General features: G+C 72.9%; 17 protein-coding genes. 8 read left to right on the plus strand and 9 right to left on the minus strand.

Annotation, left to right across the window (positions count from 1 at the left end; genetic code table 11):
* Positions 1–9 precede the first annotated feature (9 nt).
* Complete coding sequence (locus tag E1200_RS00660) at positions 10–1,593, minus strand: Hsp70 family protein (protein WP_131949765.1); 1,584 nt, start codon at positions 1,591–1,593, stop codon at positions 10–12.
* A gap of 7 nt (positions 1,594–1,600) precedes the next feature.
* Positions 1,601–2,347, minus strand: coding sequence for a nucleotide exchange factor GrpE (gene grpE / locus E1200_RS00665; RefSeq protein ID WP_131949766.1), 747 nt, complete (start codon positions 2,345–2,347; stop codon positions 1,601–1,603).
* Between the two features lie 189 nt (positions 2,348–2,536).
* On the opposite strand from grpE, the gene E1200_RS00670 reads away from it, so the two are divergent.
* Positions 2,537–3,181, plus strand: a complete 645-nt coding sequence (locus E1200_RS00670) for an ACT domain-containing protein (protein ID WP_131949767.1) — start codon at positions 2,537–2,539, stop codon at positions 3,179–3,181.
* 22 nt (positions 3,182–3,203) lie between these two features.
* Here E1200_RS00670 and E1200_RS00675 read toward each other — a convergent pair whose 3' ends face one another.
* Positions 3,204–4,121, minus strand: coding sequence for a carbohydrate kinase family protein (locus E1200_RS00675; RefSeq protein ID WP_131949768.1), 918 nt, complete (start codon positions 4,119–4,121; stop codon positions 3,204–3,206).
* A gap of 71 nt (positions 4,122–4,192) precedes the next feature.
* Here E1200_RS00675 and E1200_RS00680 point away from each other — a divergent pair, with 71 nt between their 5' ends.
* Genes E1200_RS00680 through E1200_RS00690 form a run of 3 tightly spaced genes read left to right on the plus strand, consistent with a single transcriptional unit; the run spans position 4,193 to position 6,154 of the window.
* Entirely contained in the window at positions 4,193–4,837 is a 645-nt protein-coding gene (locus E1200_RS00680) for a class II aldolase/adducin family protein (RefSeq protein WP_131949769.1), read from the plus strand.
* A 35-nt stretch (positions 4,838–4,872) separates the two neighbouring features.
* Positions 4,873–5,676: an enoyl-CoA hydratase gene (locus tag E1200_RS00685; protein WP_131949770.1), complete on the plus strand. Its 804-nt coding sequence runs from the start codon at positions 4,873–4,875 to the stop codon at positions 5,674–5,676.
* 58 nt (positions 5,677–5,734) lie between these two features.
* Positions 5,735–6,154, plus strand: coding sequence for a TIGR03668 family PPOX class F420-dependent oxidoreductase (locus tag E1200_RS00690; RefSeq protein WP_207932991.1), 420 nt, complete (start codon positions 5,735–5,737; stop codon positions 6,152–6,154).
* Here E1200_RS00690 and E1200_RS00695 read toward each other — a convergent pair.
* Complete coding sequence (locus tag E1200_RS00695; protein ID WP_243708270.1) at positions 6,151–7,149, minus strand: ADP-ribosylglycohydrolase family protein; 999 nt, start codon at positions 7,147–7,149, stop codon at positions 6,151–6,153. The genes E1200_RS00690 and E1200_RS00695 overlap by 4 nt on opposite strands.
* Positions 7,150–7,164: 15 nt before the next feature.
* Positions 7,165–7,965, minus strand: coding sequence for an AraC family transcriptional regulator (locus tag E1200_RS00700; protein WP_243708271.1), 801 nt, complete (start codon positions 7,963–7,965; stop codon positions 7,165–7,167).
* Between the two features lie 62 nt (positions 7,966–8,027).
* Here E1200_RS00700 and E1200_RS00705 point away from each other — a divergent pair, with 62 nt between their 5' ends.
* Positions 8,028–8,438, plus strand: a complete 411-nt coding sequence (locus E1200_RS00705; protein WP_131949771.1) for a DUF2000 domain-containing protein — start codon at positions 8,028–8,030, stop codon at positions 8,436–8,438.
* On the opposite strand, the gene E1200_RS00710 is transcribed toward E1200_RS00705, so the two are convergent.
* Positions 8,413–9,510: an acyl-CoA dehydrogenase family protein gene (locus tag E1200_RS00710; protein ID WP_131949772.1), complete on the minus strand. Its 1,098-nt coding sequence runs from the start codon at positions 9,508–9,510 to the stop codon at positions 8,413–8,415. The genes E1200_RS00705 and E1200_RS00710 overlap by 26 nt on opposite strands.
* Positions 9,511–9,603: 93 nt before the next feature.
* Positions 9,604–9,846, minus strand: a complete 243-nt coding sequence (locus tag E1200_RS00715; protein ID WP_131949773.1) for a hypothetical protein — start codon at positions 9,844–9,846, stop codon at positions 9,604–9,606.
* A 205-nt stretch (positions 9,847–10,051) separates the two neighbouring features.
* Between E1200_RS00715 and helR the strand changes: the two genes are divergently transcribed.
* Positions 10,052–12,223: an RNA polymerase recycling motor ATPase HelR gene (helR, locus tag E1200_RS00720; RefSeq protein ID WP_131949792.1), complete on the plus strand. Its 2,172-nt coding sequence runs from the start codon at positions 10,052–10,054 to the stop codon at positions 12,221–12,223.
* Positions 12,224–12,304: 81 nt separating this feature from the next.
* Positions 12,305–12,943: a Uma2 family endonuclease gene (locus E1200_RS00725; protein WP_243708272.1), complete on the plus strand. Its 639-nt coding sequence runs from the start codon at positions 12,305–12,307 to the stop codon at positions 12,941–12,943.
* 52 nt (positions 12,944–12,995) lie between these two features.
* On the opposite strand, the gene sbnB is transcribed toward E1200_RS00725, so the two are convergent.
* A complete protein-coding gene (sbnB, locus tag E1200_RS00730; RefSeq protein ID WP_131949774.1) occupies positions 12,996–14,021 on the minus strand; it encodes a 2,3-diaminopropionate biosynthesis protein SbnB in 1,026 nt (341 codons plus the stop codon).
* A gap of 31 nt (positions 14,022–14,052) precedes the next feature.
* Positions 14,053–15,021 (minus strand): 2,3-diaminopropionate biosynthesis protein SbnA, encoded by a 969-nt coding sequence (gene sbnA, locus E1200_RS00735; protein WP_131949775.1) that lies wholly within the window; start codon positions 15,019–15,021, stop codon positions 14,053–14,055.
* 234 nt (positions 15,022–15,255) lie between these two features.
* Here sbnA and E1200_RS00740 point away from each other — a divergent pair, with 234 nt between their 5' ends.
* On the plus strand, positions 15,256–16,761 hold the full coding sequence (locus E1200_RS00740) for an amino acid adenylation domain-containing protein (protein ID WP_131949776.1): 1,506 nt from the start codon (positions 15,256–15,258) through the stop codon (positions 16,759–16,761).
* The last annotated feature ends 359 nt before the right edge of the window (positions 16,762–17,120 follow it).

Genomic DNA, 17,120 nt, shown 5'->3' on the forward strand with positions numbered 1-17,120 from the left:
CGGGGGCGATCAGCTGACCTGGACCTTCGACAGGGCCTTGCGGGAGCGTTCGACCTCCTCCTCGGACATGCCGCCGACGTCGACCTTCAGCTCCAGCCGCTCGCCGGTCTCCTTCTCCACGGCGGTGACGTTCAGCAGCCCGGACGAGTCGAGCGCGAACGTGACGCCGATCGGCCAGCCCGCCTTCTTGCCCGGCGGGACGCGGATCTCCCCGGTCGCGATCTCGGTGTTGTCGATCAGGTCGGCCGACTCCACGGCCCCGGCCTGCTCCATCACCCGGATGTCGGCGGACCGCTGGTCGTCGTAGACGGTGAAGAAGTCCTCGGTCTTCGCCGCGGGCAGGTCGTCGTTGGCGTGCACGAGGTGCGCGACGTTCTCGGCGCCGGTCTCCCGGTCGACGACCACGATCCCGAACGCGTGCGACGCGACGGTCTTGATCAGCCGCCCGGCGATCTGCTTCTGCTGCTCGGCCGACAGGCCCGCCCGGCTCGCCATCTCCTCGGCGCGCTCGGCGGCGCCCTCGCGGACGAGCCGCCGGTAGGTCTCCTCGAACGCGTACAGGGCCGCGCCCTTGGCGACCGCGAGGTCGGGGTCCTGCAGCCGGGGGGTGAGGCCCAGCTCGGTCTCCAGCCGCGCCGCGACGACCGGCATCTTCGTGGACCCGCCGACCAGGACGAGGTCGTCGTAGTCCTCGACGTTCTTGTCGGCGGCGGTCGACAGGGTCCGGCCGGTGATCTCGATGGTGCGGTCCAGGAGGTCCTTGGTGAGCTCCTCCAGCTTCTCCCGCGTCACCTCGACCGCCGCGACCCGCCCGCCGTGCATGACCCGCACGGTGTGCGCGGTGCGGGTGGTGAGGGCCTTCTTGGCGTCCTCGGCGTCGCGGCGGAGCTGCTGCTCGGTCTGCTTGTCGTCGAGGGGGTCGCCGGCGTCGGGGTGCTCGGCGCGGAACCGCTCGGCGAGGTGCTCCACCAGCCGCGCGTCCCAGTCGGCGCCGCCGAGCTCGTGGTCGCCGTCGGTGCAGACGACCTCGATGTGCCCGCCGCGCAGCGTGATGACGGTGGTGTCGAAGGTCCCGCCGCCGAGGTCGTACACCAGGATCGTGCGGTCCTGGTCGGGGTTCAGCACGCCGTAGGTGATCGCGGCGGCGATCGGCTCGGACACGATGTCGATGACGTTCAGCCCCGCGATCCGGCCCGCCTTGCGGGTCGCGTCGCGCTCGGCCGCGCCGAAGTAGGCGGGGACGGTGACGACCACGTCGCGGGCCTCCTCGCCCGTGGTGGTGCGCGCGTCCGTCGCGAGCTTCAGCAGGATGAACGCCGACAGCTCCTCGGGGGTGAAGTCGATCCCGTGGATGGGGCGGGTGACGTCCCGGCCCATGTCGCGTTTGATCAGGCTGACGACGTTGTCGGGCTCCAGGACCGCGGTGTCCTTCGCGGTGGCGCCGACGATGACGTTCTCGCCGCTCTCGAAGTAGACGACGGACGGGGTGGTGTCGGTGCCCTCCAGGTTGCGCAGCACCGCCGGCCGCCCGACGTCGTCGATGGAGGCAATGCAGGAGTACGTGGTTCCGAGGTCGATCCCGTAGACAGCCATGTCCCTCTCACCTGTCGGTACCGAGTGCGCCGTTCGTCGTCCGGCCGCTGGTCATCGTCTCGCCGCGCCCGGTGCCGCGCGGGCGGTGCGAGCCGCCCGCGGCCGGGTCGCCGGCCCCGTTCGGGCCGGTCGCGGGGTCGTCGTCCGCCTCGTCCGCGGCGCCGGTGAGCCTGCCGACGCCGACCGCCGCCTTGCGCAGCACCTTGCCGCCCTGCGCGAACCCGTCGGACTGGACGGTCGTGACGGTGCCGTCCCGCATCGGGTCGTCGACCGGCGTCACCGCGACCGGCCGGTGCCGGGACGCGTCGTAGGGGGCGCCCGGCTCGACGGTGAACCGCTCCACGCCGAGCCGCGCCAGCGCGTCGGCGACGTCGTCGGCCACCGCCGCCAGCAGCAGGGCGGTCTGCTTCGGGTCGGGCGGGTCGGGCAGGTCCGGGCCGGCGAGCCGGTCCGACTCGCGGCGCGCCTGGTCGTGCAGCCGGTACAGCGCCGCGCGGACCGGCTCCAGCATCGACTGGAGCTCGCCGCGGCGCAGCCGCTGGTTCTCCTCGTGCAGCCGGTCGATCACGGCCTCCCGGTGCGCGGCGCGCTCGTGCTCGCGGTCGAGCCGCGCGGCCAGCCCCGCCAGCGCGTCCCTGACCTCGGCGTGGAGCGCGGCCTCCGGGGGCTCGGCGGCGCCGGGCGATGCGGCGGCGCCGGGTTCCGGTTCGGCACCGGACTCGGTCTTGACTGGGGGATCCCCGTCCCTCGACACGTAGCGTCACCTTAATGCTGGGCGGCGTGAGGCGATAGGCCGACTGATGACCTCCACCGGACTCTAGTTTGACCGGTACCCGCCATTCCAGCACCGGCAACACGACCGTTTTCGCGTGGCGACACCTTTGGGTAACACCAGGGAAACGGGGTTCGGCGAAGGTGGTGGCCGGAAAGAGGGGAGGTGGCCATGTTGCTGCGGATACGTGTCCGGCTGCCGGACCGTCCGGGGTCGCTGGGGCGGGTCGCCCGGACGCTGGGGGCCGCGGGGGCCGATGTCGTCCAGATGGCGGTCCTGGAGCGCGGCAACGGCCGCGCGATGGACGACTTCACGGTCGCCTGGCCCGCCGGGGCGGGCACCGAGCGGCTGGCGGCGGGGATCGGCTCGGTGCCGGGCGTGGAGGTCGCCGGGATCTGGCCGACCGCGGAGCCGCAGGGCGGCTGCCCGGACGCCGCAGTGATCGGGCAGGTCGCGGCCGTCCCCGAGCGCGGCCCGGAGATCGTCGCGGACGCCGTCCCCGCCATCCTGAGCGCCGACTGGGCGTGCCTGGCCGAGGTCGGGGCCGGCGGCCGGGCGGTGCCGGTGCACGCGAGCGTGGGCGGCGCGTCCGGCGCGGAGCTGCCGGACCTCCTGCCGCTGCGCCCGCGGGCCTTCACCGCGGCGGACGGCACCCAGTACGCGGTCTGCCCGCTGGCCAGGGGCGCCCTCGCGCTGGTCGTGGCCCGGACGGGCGCGCCGCCGTTCCACCGGACGGAGGTGGCCCGCCTGGAGCAGCTCGCCGCCGCCGCGGACGCCGTCCTGGCCGTCGAGCGCGCCGGGCGGTCGGCCGTCTGACCCGGGGCGGCGCTCGCCCGGCTCAGTCCAGCAGGGCGAGCGCCGTCTCCAGGTCGGTGAGGCAGGCGTCGGACCCGAGGCCCTGCGCGACGGTCGCGGCCGTCGCGGTGCCCCAGCGCGCCGCCTCGAACACGTCCAGGCCCCGCGCGAGCCCGGTGATGAACCCGGCGCAGTAGGCGTCGCCGCACCCGGTGGTGTCGACGACCTCGACCGGGAGGGCGGGCAGCCGCCGCACGCCCTCGGCGGTCGCGACGAGGCTGCCGGCGCCGCCGAGCGTGACGACCACCGTCCGCGGCCCCCTGGCGAGCAGCGCGCGGGCGGCCTTCTCCGGGTCGTCGTGCCCGGTGATCTCGGCGGCCTGCTCCTCGTTGGGCAGGAAGTGGTCGATGTGCGGCAGGAACGACGCCGCGCCGGTGAGCAGGTCGGGCATGGCGGACAGCAGGTCCATCGTCACGACGGTGCCGGTCGCGCGGGCGTGGGCGAGCATGTCGAAGAACGCGGGGTCGTTGAGGCCGAACGTGACGTCCGGGCCGCCGAGGTGGACGAAGTCCGCCGCGGCGAGCAGGCCGGGCCCGACCGCGCCGGCGGTGAGGGTCAGATTGGCGCCGGGCACGTGGAAGCTGGGCCGCCCGCCGTCCGGCCGGATCGGCAGGATCGACGCGCTGGTCTGGTCGGCGGTCCGCCGGACGAGCCCGCGCACGTCCACGCCGTTGCGCTCCATGATCTTCACCAGCAGGTCGCCGAGGTCGTCGTCGCCGATCGCGCCGACCGATATGACGTCGTTGCCGAGCCGGGCGAGGGCGACCGCGGTGCCCGCGGCGGCGCCCGCGGCGGTGACCCTGATCTCGTCCACGACGACGGTGCCCTGCCCCTCCGGGATGCCCTCGACGGGCCGCGCGAGCACGTCGAGGATGTGCGCGCCCAGTGTTACAACCGTCATGACCAGACCCCTTAAAGATCGTCAGGGCCGTAGCGTACGCGGTGCAGACCCGGGACGTGAGAGGTGTTCGCATGTTGCTGAGGGACGAGCGGGACGAGTTGTGCGCGGTCGGCCGGCGCCTCGCCGCGACCGGCCTGGTCACCGGGGCGGCGGGGAACGTGAGCGTCCGGTCGGGCGATCTGGTCGCGGTCACGCCCGGCGGGGTGATGCTCGACCGGATGGAGCCCGCCGACTGCCCGGTCGTGGACCTGGCGGCGCGGCTGGTCGAGGGGGAGCGGGCGCCGTCGTCGGAGACCCCGATGCACCTCGCGCTGTACGAGGCGACCCCGGCGGCGGCGATCGTGCACACCCACTCGACGTACGGCGCCGTCGTGGCGACGACCATGGCCGAGCTGCCGCCGATCCACTACAACACCCTCCTGCTGGGCGGCGTGGTCAAGGTCGCCGAGTACGCCACGTACGGAACGCCCGAGCTGGCGGACAACGTCCGGGAGGCGATGGCCGGGGGCAAGCGCGCCGCGCTGATGGCCAACCACGGCGGTGTCGCCATCGGCCGCGATCTGGACGAGGCGTTCGAGAACGCCCGCCTCCTGGAGTGGCTCTGCGGCGTGTACGTGCGGGCCAAGATGATCGGCGAGCCCCGGATTCTTACGGAGGACGAGCTGGCGATGGTGGTGGAGCGCGGCCTGGCGCCCCCGGAGTTCCCGCGCGTGTAACCTAACGCTTGCTAGGTAGCCGTGGGAGGTCCGCTTTGCCCTTCGTCCTGATCGACCGGCCGCGCCCGCACGTCGCCCTCATCACCCTCAACCGCCCCGAGCGGATGAACGCGATGGCGTTCGACGTGATGATCCCGTTCCGCGAGGCGCTGGAGGAGGTGAGCCGCGACAACGGGACCCGCGTCGTCGTCATCACCGGGGCGGGCCGCGGCTTCTGCTCCGGGGCCGACCTGGAGAACCCGGGCGACATCCCCGGCATCGACGGGCTCACCCTGCCCACCATCGCGCTGCGGTCGATGGAGCTGCTGGACGACGTGGTCCGCGCGCTGCGCCGCGTCCACCAGCCGGTCATCGCGGCCGTCAACGGCCCCGCGATCGGCGGCGGGCTCTGCCTGGCGCTGGCGGCCGACATCAGGCTCGGCGCCGACACCGCCCTGTTCCGCGCGGCCGGGATCAACAACGGCCTCACGGCGAGCGAGCTCGGCCTCAGCTACCTGCTGCCGCGCGCCATCGGCTCCTCCCGCGCCTTCGAGCTGATGCTGTCGGGCCGGGACGTGGACGCCGCCGAGGCCGAGCGCATCGGCCTGGTGTCGCGCGTCGTCCCCGGCGACAAGCTCCTGGACGCCTGCTACGAGCTCGCCGAGCGGATCGCCGGGTTCAGCCGTCCCGGGACCGAGCTGACGAAGCGGATGCTGTGGTCCAGCCTGGACGCGGCCAGCCTGGACGCCCACATGGGCCAGGAGGGCCTCGCGCAGCTCTACGTCCGGCTCACCACCCACAACTTCGAAGAGGCGATCAAGGCCCGCCGGGAGAACCGCCCGCCCGACTTCCAGGACTGACGGGCGGCACTGACGGGCGGGTCTGACGGGCGGGGCGGCGGCGTGGCACGCTGAAGGGGTGCCCAGGCTGTCCCCGGACGAGGCGCGCCGCCGGCTGGCGGCGGTCCCCGTCGTGCGCCTGGCGACGGTCGGGGAGGACGCGCGGCCGCACCTCGTCCCGGTGACGTTCGCCGTCCACCGGGGGAGCGTCTACACGGCCGTCGACCACAAGCCGAAGAGCACGCGGGAGCTGCGCCGGCTGGCCGACATCCGCGCCAACCCGCGCGTGGCGCTGCTGGCCGACCACTACGAGGACGACTGGGACCGGCTCTGGTGGGTCCGCGTGGACGGCCACGCGAAGATCGTGACCGATCCCGCGCGGATGGCCGAGCCCGTGCGCCTCCTCGCCGGCCGCTACGCGCAGTACCGCGACCGCCCGCCGGAGGGGCCGGTCATCGACATCACGATCGAGGGCTGGACGGGCTGGGCCGCGTCCTAGTCCCAGGCTTCGCCGATGCGCGCGAGGTCGGCCGCGTACTCGATGCGGGCCGCCCACGCGTCCGGCCAGGCGCCCATGCCGAGATGCGCGCCCGCGAACGCCCCGGCCAGGCAGGCGATCGAGTCGGAGTCGCCGGAGCTGGCGGCGCCGCGGCGGATCGCCTCGACCGGCTCGTCCGGGTAGAGCAGGAAGCACAGCAGCCCGGTGGCGAGGGCCTCCTCCGCGACCCAGCCCGCGCCCGTGGTCGCGCACGGGTCGGACTCCCGGTCACCGGCGGCAACGGCCTCGTCCAGCCGGTCGAGGATGGCGAGGCACTCGTCCCAGCCGCGGGCGATGAACGTCTCGGGCGCGTCCATGCCGGGCCGCTGCCACAGCTCGCCGAGCCAGTCGCCGTGGTAGACGGTGTGCTGGTCGTGGCAGCGGGCGCGGAGCGCGCCCGGCAGGTCGGCGGGGTCCGTCCCGTCCGCGAGCCAGCGGACGGCGAACGCCGTGAGCTCGCTGGCAGCCAGACCGGTCGGGTGGCCGTGCGTGAGCGCCGCCTGGAGCTGGGACGCGCCCGCCCTCGTTTCGTCCGGCAGGCCGGGGGCGAGCCCGACCGGCGCGACGCGCATGTTCGCGCCGCACCCCTTGGAGCCCGCCACGGTCGCCTCCACCCAGGGCTTGCCGGCGGCGAGACCGCGGCACGCCTCCAGGCAGGTGTTGCCGGGAGCTCTGTCGTTGTCGGGGCTGTCGAGCCAGTCGACGAACCGCCGCCGCCACATCGGCGTGATCAGGCCGGGGGTGAGGGGAGGGTTCTCCAGGGCGTCCAGGAGCGCCAGCCCGACCGCGATGACCATCTGCGTGTCGTCGGTGACCAGCGCCGGGTCGCCGGCGAGGTCCGCCGGGCCGCGCGCACCGAACCGCCGCCCGATCTGCTCCATGGTGAGGAACTCGGTCGGCGCGCCGAGGGCGTCCCCGTATGCCAGCCCGAACATCGTCCCGCTCGCCCGTCTCATGGCGGGCATTCTTCCCTAACCGGCGTTCTGGTAGCGGCCCGGCGTCATGCCGTAGCAGCGGACGAACCAGCGCGTCAGGTGGCTCTGGTCGGCGAACCCCGTCGCCGCCGCCACCTCGCCGATCGCGTCGCCGCGCGCCAGCCGCCGCCGGGCCGCGCGCAGCCGGAGCTGGCGCTGGTAGTCGCTCGGCGCCATCCCGTACGCGCGCCGGAACCCCCGGTACAGCGCGAACCGGCTGCATCCGGCGGCCGCGGCCAGCTCGTCCGCGCCCACGTCGTCCAGGAACGCCTCCTCGATCAGCCGCCGGGCCCGCTCGGCGGGGCCCGCGGCGGACGCCGCGTCGGCGCGCCGCGTCGCGGCCCGGTTCACCATCGCCCCGACCGCCGCGGTCAGCAGCTCGTCCCGCCGCAGCGCCGTCGCCCCGTCCAGCAGCGCCGCGTGGAGGCCGCGCAGGCTCCGCGCCAGGACGGGATCGGGCACCACCGGAGACGCGAACAGCGGCAGCCCGGCCGGGCGGCCGGTGATGTCGGCCAGCACGTCCGCCACCAGCGCGGGGCCGATGTGGACCATGCGGTACGTGAAGCCCAGCTCGTCGGCCGCGTGCCCGTCGTGCGGGTCGTCCGGGTTGAACGCGATGACCATCCCGGCCGCGCTCGTGTGGGCGCCGCCCCGGCACCGGAACGCCTGGTGGCCGTCCTCGGTGACGCCGAACGAGTACGTCTCGTGGCTGTGCCGGTGGTAGACGTGCCGCTCGAAGTGCGCGTGCATCGCCTCAAGGGGGCGGTCGGGGGACCGCCAGTACCGGCTCCACTCCACCCCTCCAGTGTGGCGCACCAGCGTTCAAGACGGCCCGGCTCCGCGGCGGCATCCTGGCCGGCATGCGTTTCGACACCAAGATCGGCATCGTGGTCCGCGACGACCTGGCGGCCTGGCAGCGGCTCAACGTCACCGCGTTCCTCGCCAGCGCCGTCGCGGCCCGCTTCCCGGACGTCATCGGCGAGCCGTACGAGGACGCGTCCGGCAATACCTACATGGCGATGTTCCGGCAGCCCGTCCTCGTCTACGAGGGGGACGCCGAGGCGATCGGCAGGGCGCACGCGCGGGCCGCCGGCCGCGCCATGGACACCGCCGTCTACATCGAGGACATGTTCAAGACCGGCCACGACGAGGCCAACCGCGCGACGGTCCGCGCGGTCACCGCCGAGGAGATGCCGCTCGTGGGGTTCGCCATCCACGGCCCGAAGAACGGCGTGGACAAGGTCCTCAAGGGGCTGCGGCTGCACCCGTGAGCCCGGCGGCCTCGGCCAGCCGCCCGCGGTGGTGGTCGGGCGTCCCGAACAGCTGCCGGGACGCCTGCGCACGCTTGAAGTACAGGTGCGCGTCGTGCTCCCAGGTGAACCCGATGCCGCCGTGCAGCTGGATCGCCTCGCCCGCCGTGTGCAGGTAGGCGTCCGAGCAGTACGCCTTAGCGAGCGCCGCCGCCGCGGGCAGCTCCCGCGGGTTCTCGTCCGCGGTGGCCGCCGCGTTCAGCACCGCCGACCGCGCCGACTCCACCAGGACGAACATGTCCGCGCACCGGTGCTTGATCGCCTGGAACGAGCCGATCGGGCGCCCGAACTGGTGCCGGACCTTCGCGTACTCCACCGTCATGTCGAGGGTCCGCTGCGCGCCGCCGAGCGCCTCGGCCGCCAGCGCCACGGCCGCGACGTCGAGGGCCCGCCGCAGCGCGTCCGCGCCGCCCACCTTGCGCGCCGGGACGCCGTCGAGCGCGATCCGCGCCAGCTTCCGCGTCTGGTCGAGGGTGGTCAGGGCCGTCCGGACGAGGGCGGCCCCGTCCTGCACGGCGTAGACCCCGACGCCGTCCGCGTCTCGCGCCGCCACGAGCACGAGGTCGGCGATATGCCCGTCAAGGACGAACTCCTTGGTACCTCGCAGCACCCCGTCTCCGAACGTCGCCGAGACCGAGGCGGGGTCCCAGCTCCCGCCCTCCTCGGCGACCGCGAGCGTGGCGACGGTGGTGCCGTCCGCGATACCCGGCAGCAGGTCATGACCGCCTTCACCGGCCTCCAGCGCGGCCGCGGCGGTGATCGTGGCGAGGAACGGCGCGCACAGCACGGCCCGGCCCATCTCCTCGAACACGACGGCCAGCTCGCGCATCCCGTACCCGGCGCCGCCGTGCTCCTCGCCGATCGCGAGGCCCTGCAGCCCGAGCTGCTCGGCCATCAGCGTCCACGTCCCGGGGGCGTAACCCTCGGCGGTCTCCATCAGCCGCCGCACCTCGGCGGAGGGGGAGCGGTCGGCGAAGAAGCGCCGCAGCGCGTCCCTCAGCTCCCGCTGTTCCTCGGTGACGACGAGCTGCATCCGGCCGGCCTCCCACGCGTGGACTGCAGTGCCCGGCCATCATGGCGCAGCCCCGCGCACCCCGCCGGGGTCCGCTCCCGCCCAGCGGGACGGTCAGGGCGCCCAGTCGTGCGGGCCGAGCTGGTAGCCCTTGCTCGTCGAATGCAGGTGGTTGATCGACACCAGGTGCCCGAGGGCGGCCCAGAGGTCCTCCTCGGGGGCGCCGATGAGCCGCTCGATCGTGTCGAAGTCGGCCGCGCCGCCGTCCTTGTCGATCGTCGCGACGGTCTCGTACACGGTCAGCTCGAAGTCCGTCAGCTCCTGGACGTCTCCGCGTCTGAACTCTCGCTCGTCCATGGCGAGAGCGTGCCCAGTACCGGCGGGTTCTATCTGTCCGGGCGACACGGACTCGCAGACCGGTGCGCGCGGGGGAGGAACGAACACTCCCCTCCACTCTCAACCTATAGCGCACCGGGGGGCTTGCGGCAAGACCCGGGTCGTGCCGCACAATCGTGCAGCCAACGGCCGCAACCTGCGGAAACGCCAGATCGGAGTTGATCATTTGGAGCCGCTGACCACCGGCGCCTTCGACCTTCCCCGCACGCTCGCCCACAAGGCCGACCCGGCGCTGATCGCCGGCGACGAGCGGCACTTCGCGGCCGTCGCGGCGAGCCTGGAGCACTCGATCGCCGACCTGTCCGAGCGCCTGGACGCCGCGCGGACGGCCCCCGGCGGCATCGGCCGGCAGGCGCTGGACCGGGACATGGAGATCCACCGGCTGAGCGGGCGGCTGCGGCTGCTGCGCCGCTTCGGGCTGGACCTGTGCCTGGGGCACTTCGTCCGGGCGGACGACCCGGAGCCCGTGTACGTCGGGCGGCTCGGCCTCAAGGACGCCTCCGGCCGCCGCCTCCTGGTCGACTGGCGCTCCCCGGCGGCGGAGCCGTTCTTCGGGGCGACCCACGCCGACCCGATGGGGCTGGTGAGCCGCCGCCGGTACCGCTGGACCCGGGGCCGGATCAGCGACTACTGGGACGAGGTGTTCACCCCCGACGGCTTCGAGGGGCACGCCGCGCTGGACGACCAGTCCGCGTTCATCGCCAGCCTGGGCGGGCACCGGTCGGCACGGATGCGGGACGTGCTCGCCACCATCCAGGCCGACCAGGACGCGATCATCCGCGCGGGCTCACAGGGCGCCCTCGTCGTGGACGGCGGCCCAGGAACCGGCAAGACCGTCGTGGCCCTGCACCGCTCCGCCTACCTCCTCTACTCCGACCCCCGCCTCGGCCAGAACCGGGGCGGAGTCCTCTTCGTCGGCCCGCACCAGCCCTATCTCGCCTACGTCGCCGACGTCCTGCCCAGCCTCGGAGAAGAAGGCGTCCAGACCTGCACGCTGCGGGACCTCCTTCCAGAGGGAGCGGACGCGGGGCCCGAGGCCGATCCGGAGGTCGCGCGGCTGAAGTCGTCTGCGGACATGGTGAAGGCGATCGAGCCGGCCGTCCGGTTCTACGAGAACCCGCCCGCCGAGGGGATGACGGTCACCACCCACTGGTCGGACGTGTGGCTGGGCCCACACGATTGGGCCGAGGCGTTCGCGGCCACCGAGCCCGGTACCCCGCACAACGAGGCGCGCGACCAGATCTGGGCGGAACTCGTCGCGATCATTCTGGACAAGCTGGGCGAGGAGGACGTCTCGCCGGGCCTTCTCCGCAGGTCGCTGCGCCAGGACGGGGAACTGCTCACGGCCTTCAACCGCGCGTGGCCCGTCATCGACCCGGCCGACCTCGTCGGCGACCTGTGGTCGGTGCCCGCCTACCTGCGCCTCTGCGCTCCCTGGCTCAGCCCGGACGAGATCCGGAAACTGCAGCGCAAGGACGCCCACGCCTGGACGGTGTCCGACCTGCCGCTCCTGGACGCGGCGCGCCAGCGGCTCGGAGACCCGGAGGCGTCCATCCGCAAGCGCCGCCAGGACGAAGCCCTCGCCGCCCAGCGCGAGCACATGGCGCAGGTGGTCGACAACCTGATCGACGCGGCGGCGGCCTCGGGCGCCGACGGCGACGACGGCGAAGGTCTCGTGGTGATGCTGCGCGGGCAGGACGCCCAGGTCAGCCTCGTCGACGAGAGCGCACTCCCCGGCACCGACCCCGACCGCCTCGCCGGCCCGTTCGCGCACATCGTCGTGGACGAGGCCCAGGAGCTCACCGACGCCGAATGGCAGATGCTGCTGGCCCGCTGCCCGTCCCGCAGCTTCACCATCGTCGGGGACCGCGCCCAGGCCAGGCGCGGCTTCACCGAGTCGTGGCAGGAACGGCTCAAGCGGGTCGGGCTCGACCGGATCGAGCTGGCGTCCCTGACCGTCAACTACCGCACCCCGGAGCCGATCATGGCGGAGGCCGAGCCGGTCATCCGGGCCGTCCTCCCGGACGCGAACGTCCCGGCCTCCATCCGCACCGGCGACGCCCCGGTGATCCACGGCTCGACCGCGGACCTGCACGCCATCCTGGAAACCTGGCTAGCCGAACACACCGAGGGCACCGCCTGCGTCATAGGCGCCCCGGCGTTCGAGCCGACCCCCCGCGTCCGCTCCCTGACCCCGGAACTGGCGAAGGGCCTGGAGTTCGACCTGGTCGTCCTCATAAACCCGGAGAGCTTCGGCGAGGGCATCGAAGGAGCGGTCGACCACTACGTCGCCATGACCCGCGCAACCCGCCAACTGGCCATCCTTAACACCACATGACGCACCCCGGGACCGTCCGACCCCCGGGGCGGCTTCACGGACCGTACGCTAGGTGCGTCAGGCTCGGTTGCTACGATCTGTATGCGAAAGGTGGCGCTCCGCTCATACGCTCGCGTGCGAGGAAAGGAGCAGGGCATGACTGTCATGGTTGATGAGCCTCTGTCGCAGGAAGAAGACGACGCTCTCCTGGAAGGTTTCCTCGCTCTCGATACCCCCGAGGGCTTCCGAGCCGAACTGATCGACGGAGAGATCGTCGTGACACCACCCCCCGGTAGCGGACACGAGCGAAACATCGGAAAGATCATCAAGCAGGTCCTCCGGGAGAGGGCGGCTGACTTCGACTTTCTCCCGAACAAGGGACTGGTCGTTCCGGCCGCCGACGCGGAGCGGACCGAGCGCGTGATCCCGGACGGGACCTTCGTGCCGGTGGAGCCGGACGTCTTCGATGACGACGAGGCTTGGAGCCGTCCGGACGGGGTCGCGCTGGTGGTCGAGGTGACGTCCACCCGGCCGGAGCGGGACCGGGTGGCGAAGCGGCGCGGGTATGCGCGGGCGGGCATCCCGCTCTACCTGCTCGTGGACCGGGAGGAGGAGAGGGTGAGCCTCTTCAGCGGGCCGGACGAGGGCGACTACGGGCACACCGACCAGGTGCCGTTCGGCAAGCCGCTGCCGCTGCCGGAGCCGTTCGGGTTCGAGTTGGACACGTCCGAGTTCCGCTGAGGCGGGGCGGGCTCCCGGCGGGTGTCGGGGCCCGCTGTCGGCTGTGGGCGGGTCAGCCGTAGCGGCTGAGGTCGTGGAAGAAGCCCGGGACGGTGTGCAGGGCGCCGGAGGCGGCTACCTCGTCGTAGACGTAGCGGGCCACGGCGAGGTCGAGGACGCCCAGGCCGAAGGGGGAGAAGACGACCGGTCTGTCGGCGGGCGGGGTGGTCTTGCCGGTGAGGACGTCGTACAGGGTGCCGTCGACGAAGTCGCGGTGGCCGACCTGCTGCTCGGCCAGGTGTGGTGATGTGTTGGCCTTCATGCAGTGCTCGACGTCGTCCACGATGTTGCAGGACGCCAGGATGATCTCGGGGGACAGGTCCCGCAGCGAGATGTGCAGCACGAGCGGGTTGTGCGCGAACCAGGCCGGGTCGGTGACGTGCGGCTCGCCGGCGACGGTGGCGAAGACGACCAGGTCGGACGAGCGGATCAGCGACTCGGCCGAGTCGTGGATCGTGATGTCGCCCTTCTCCGAGCGCTCCAGGTAGCCCTTGAAGCCCTCGGCGTGCTCGGCGGACAGGTCGTGGATGCCGAGGGAGTCGAAGGTGAACCCGTTGCCCGCCAGGTAGGTGTGGATGTAGCGGGCGATGAGGCCGACGCCGACGAAGCCGACCGTGCGGGGGCGGTCGCCGCGGGCGTCGGCGAGGGTCGCGGCGGCGAGCGCGGCGGACGCCGCGGTGCGGGCCGCGCTGATGATGGAGCTCTCCAGGCACGCGAACGGGTAGCCGGTCTCGGCGTCGTTGAGGATCAGCACGGCGGACGCGCGGGGGATCCCGTTCGCGACGTTGCCGGGGAAGCTGGAGATCCACTTGATGCCGTGCACGCCGACGTCGCCCTCGACGGAGGCGGGCAGCGCGATGATCCGGTCGGCCGGGCGGTCGGGGAACCGCAGGAAGTAGGAGTCGGGGTTGACGGTCCGCCCCTCGCCGTGCAGCCGGTAGGCGGCCTCGACCATCCGGGTGACCCGCTCCTCCTGCCCGGCGACCGCGTCGTGGACCTGGGCGCCGGAGATCACGGCGAATGCGGGGGCCTGCGTCATGAAAGTGCTCCGTGTTTCCGAACCGGGGTGATCAGGTGCCGAGGATATCGGGCGGCAGATCGCCGAAGTGCTCCCGTACCCAGCTCTCCTCGTAGATGGAGTCCAGGTACCGCTCGCCGAGGTCGGGGGCGATGGCCACCGCGACCGGGTCCTCGCCGGGGTACTTGGCCTCCAGCCAGCGGCACGCCCCGGACACGACGGTGCCGGTCGAGCCGCCGAACAGGAACCCCCGCGACGACAGGGCGCGGACGGTCCGGATCGTGTCGGGCTCGGCGACGTGCACCACGTCGTCGACGAGCGACTCGTCCACCAGTTCGGGCCTGCTGCTGGTGCCGAGGCCCGGGACCATGCGGCGCTCGGGGATGCCGCCGAACGTGACCGAGCCGACCGCGTCCACCGCGACGATCGTGACGGGGCGGTCGTGCTCCCGGAAGTAGCGGGCGCAGCCCATCAGGGTGCCGGTGGTGCCCGCGCCGACGAAGAGAACCTCCAGGTCGGGGAACTCCCGGTCGATCGATGGAGCGGTCCCGCGGTAGTGCGCCAGCCAGTTGTTCCGGTTGGCGTACTGGTTCAGCCACACGTACCCGCGGCCGGACTCGCACAGCTCCCGGACGTGCGCGATGCGGCCGCCGAGGTAGCCGCCGTTGTCGTCCTTGTCGGACACGACGCGGACCTCCGCGCCGAGCGCCCGCATGACCCGCATGGACGCCGGGTTGCAGCGCGGGTCGGTGACGCAGACGAACTTCAGCCCCCGGCTCGCCGCGATCAGGCTGAGCGCGATGCCGAGGTTCCCGGACGAGGACTCCACGATGACCGAGTCCGGGGTGAGCGCGCCCTCGGCCTCGGCCGCGTCCACCATCGCGGCGGCGGCCTTCAGTTTCACCGAACCCGCGAAATTGAAGCCCTCGCATTTGAGGTACAGCGGACGGTCGATGACGTGCCGCAGATCGACGTAAAGGTCGTCGACATTGAATTCCTGCGGCGAGGTTATTATGGGCACGCTGTCACCCTCAAATGAAGAAGCAATTCCCTCATCTTCCCCCGGAGTTCGCCGCGGGCACGCCTGGCCATGGCGGTTCATCACGTTACCTGCGCGCATCTTCCCGCCGCAACCCCCTACTTACCGACGGGTAGCGACGAATGGGAGAGGCTTCTGTCAGGACGCGGATAAGCTATGCCCCCCGCTTGTTTTGGGTGATGACAGCGGAGAAGTCCTACCTCACGGAGAGTAATGATGAGTGCTCGCGGACCCGCCGTGGACCGGCTGCTCCCCCTGGCCGGGCTGCCCGCCCTGGACGTGCCCGCGGCGGAGCTGGAGCGGGCCCGGGAGCTGGCCGTGCGGCACGGGATGACGCGCGAGGCGGATGTGGACCTCGCCGACCCCGTCATCGCGCGGGTGGAGCGGTTCGCCGCCGAGGGCGACCGGCCCGCCGTCAGCGACGGCGACGGCGTGCTCTCCTACGCCGGCCTCGCCGAGCGGGCGCGCCGGCTGGCGGCGCTGCTGCGGGAGGAGGGCGTCGAGCCCGGCACGGTCGTCGGTGTCGGCGGCCCCCGCTCGGCCTCCGTCATCGCCGCGTTCCTCGCGATCGAACTGGTCGGCGCGCTCTACGTGCCCGCCGACGAGACGTGGCCGGCCGGGCGCGTCCGCGACGTCCTCGGGCAGGCCGGCGCGTCGGTGCTGCTCCTGGACGGCGCCGGCGCCGACGTGGCCGCGCTGCGGGAGGGCGCGGCCGAGGCCGGCTGCCGGGTCGTGTCCGCCACCGCGGCGGACGGCCTGGCCCCGTGGCCCGGCGAGCCCCGCCTGGACGGCCTCGACCAGCCCCGCTACGTCCTGTTCACCTCGGGCTCGACGGGCCGCCCGAAGGGCGCGGTGGTCGAGCACCAGGGCATGGTCAACCACCTCTGGGCCAAGATCGTCGACCTGGAGCTGACCGGCGCGGACGTCGTGGCGTTCACCGCCCCGCTCGGCTTCGACATCTCGATCTGGCAGATGCTCTGCCCGCTGCTGCTCGGCGGCCGGGTGGACGTCGTCGACGACGAGACCGGGCACGATCCCGTCGCGTTCGCGCGGGCCGTGGACGAGCGCGGCATCACCATCGTCGAGCTCGTCCCGACCATGGTCAGGCACCTGCTCGACGACCTGGCCCCGGGCAGCCTGCCCGGCATGCGGTGGATGATCGCGACCGGCGAGGAGCTCCCCGCGGAGCTGTCGCGGCGCTGGCTGGACGCGATGCCGCACGCCCGCCTCCTGAACGCCTACGGCCCCACCGAGTGCTCCGACGACGTCACCCACCACACGGTGACCGCCGGCGACCTGCGGCTGCTGCGCCTCCCGATCGGGACGCCGGTCGTCAACGCCCGCCTGTACGTGCTGCGGGAGGAGGACGACGGGACGTGGGCGGCGTGCGACGCGGGCGAGACCGGGGAGCTGTTCGTCGGCGGCGTGGTCGTCGGGCGCGGCTACCTGGGCAACGACGAGCGGACGCGCGAGGCGTTCTACCGCGACCCGTTCGGCGACTCCCCGACGGGCCGCCTCTACCGGACGGGCGACGCGGTGCGGCTGCTCGGCCCGGGGGAGGGCGGCGAGGACCGTCCCACCCTGCAGTACCTCGGCCGCGTCGACCGGCAGGTCAAGATCGCCGGGGTGCGGATGGAGCTGGGGGAGATCGAGGCGGTGCTGCAGCGGCACCCCTCGGTGGGGGCCGCCGCCGTCGTCGTGCACGAGTACCCCGCCGGGTGAATCGTCACGCTGTGTAAGCACATTGGGTGGAACGGGTTGTGAACCTTTGTCACCCGGCGAGCGTCGTGGCGCCCCGCACCTGGGGCGCTCACCGGCCGTTTTGTCACTCCTGTTAGCAATGGGGCAGGTCAAGTTCTGCTTTTGAGGGGATTGCGAGGCATGTGGCGGACTGGTTGACTGTGGCTCCGCTACTCCTGAGTAGAGCATGGGGCCAGAGCGGCCCCGGTCGTGGGGCGGAAAGCGGCGGCGCTCTGTATTGGCGGGAGCACAGGGCGTCCGATCCCGGGTTCACGCGGGCCGATCGCGTTCCCGGAAAGGCTCGGGGTGAAAGGGGACGGGGAACAGCCCGATTTGTGTGG

The sequence above is a fragment of the Actinomadura sp. GC306 genome, assembly GCF_004348665.1.
Taxonomy (GTDB): domain Bacteria; phylum Actinomycetota; class Actinomycetes; order Streptosporangiales; family Streptosporangiaceae; genus Spirillospora.

Coding starts and splice junctions, on each gene's coding strand:
- E1200_RS00660 (WP_131949765.1), bottom strand. CDS start 1,593: ATGGCTGTCTACGGGATCGACCTCGGAACCACGTACTCCTGCATTGCC.
- E1200_RS00670 (WP_131949767.1), top strand. CDS start 2,537: ATGTTGCTGCGGATACGTGTCCGGCTGCCGGACCGTCCGGGGTCGCTG.
- E1200_RS00675 (WP_131949768.1), bottom strand. CDS start 4,121: ATGACGGTTGTAACACTGGGCGCGCACATCCTCGACGTGCTCGCGCGG.
- E1200_RS00680 (WP_131949769.1), top strand. CDS start 4,193: ATGTTGCTGAGGGACGAGCGGGACGAGTTGTGCGCGGTCGGCCGGCGC.
- E1200_RS00695 (WP_243708270.1), bottom strand. CDS start 7,149: ATGAGACGGGCGAGCGGGACGATGTTCGGGCTGGCATACGGGGACGCC.
- E1200_RS00705 (WP_131949771.1), top strand. CDS start 8,028: ATGCGTTTCGACACCAAGATCGGCATCGTGGTCCGCGACGACCTGGCG.
- E1200_RS00710 (WP_131949772.1), bottom strand. CDS start 9,510: ATGCAGCTCGTCGTCACCGAGGAACAGCGGGAGCTGAGGGACGCGCTG.
- E1200_RS00715 (WP_131949773.1), bottom strand. CDS start 9,846: ATGGACGAGCGAGAGTTCAGACGCGGAGACGTCCAGGAGCTGACGGAC.
- E1200_RS00725 (WP_243708272.1), top strand. CDS start 12,305: ATGCGAAAGGTGGCGCTCCGCTCATACGCTCGCGTGCGAGGAAAGGAG.
- sbnB (WP_131949774.1), bottom strand. CDS start 14,021: ATGACGCAGGCCCCCGCATTCGCCGTGATCTCCGGCGCCCAGGTCCAC.
- E1200_RS00740 (WP_131949776.1), top strand. CDS start 15,256: ATGAGTGCTCGCGGACCCGCCGTGGACCGGCTGCTCCCCCTGGCCGGG.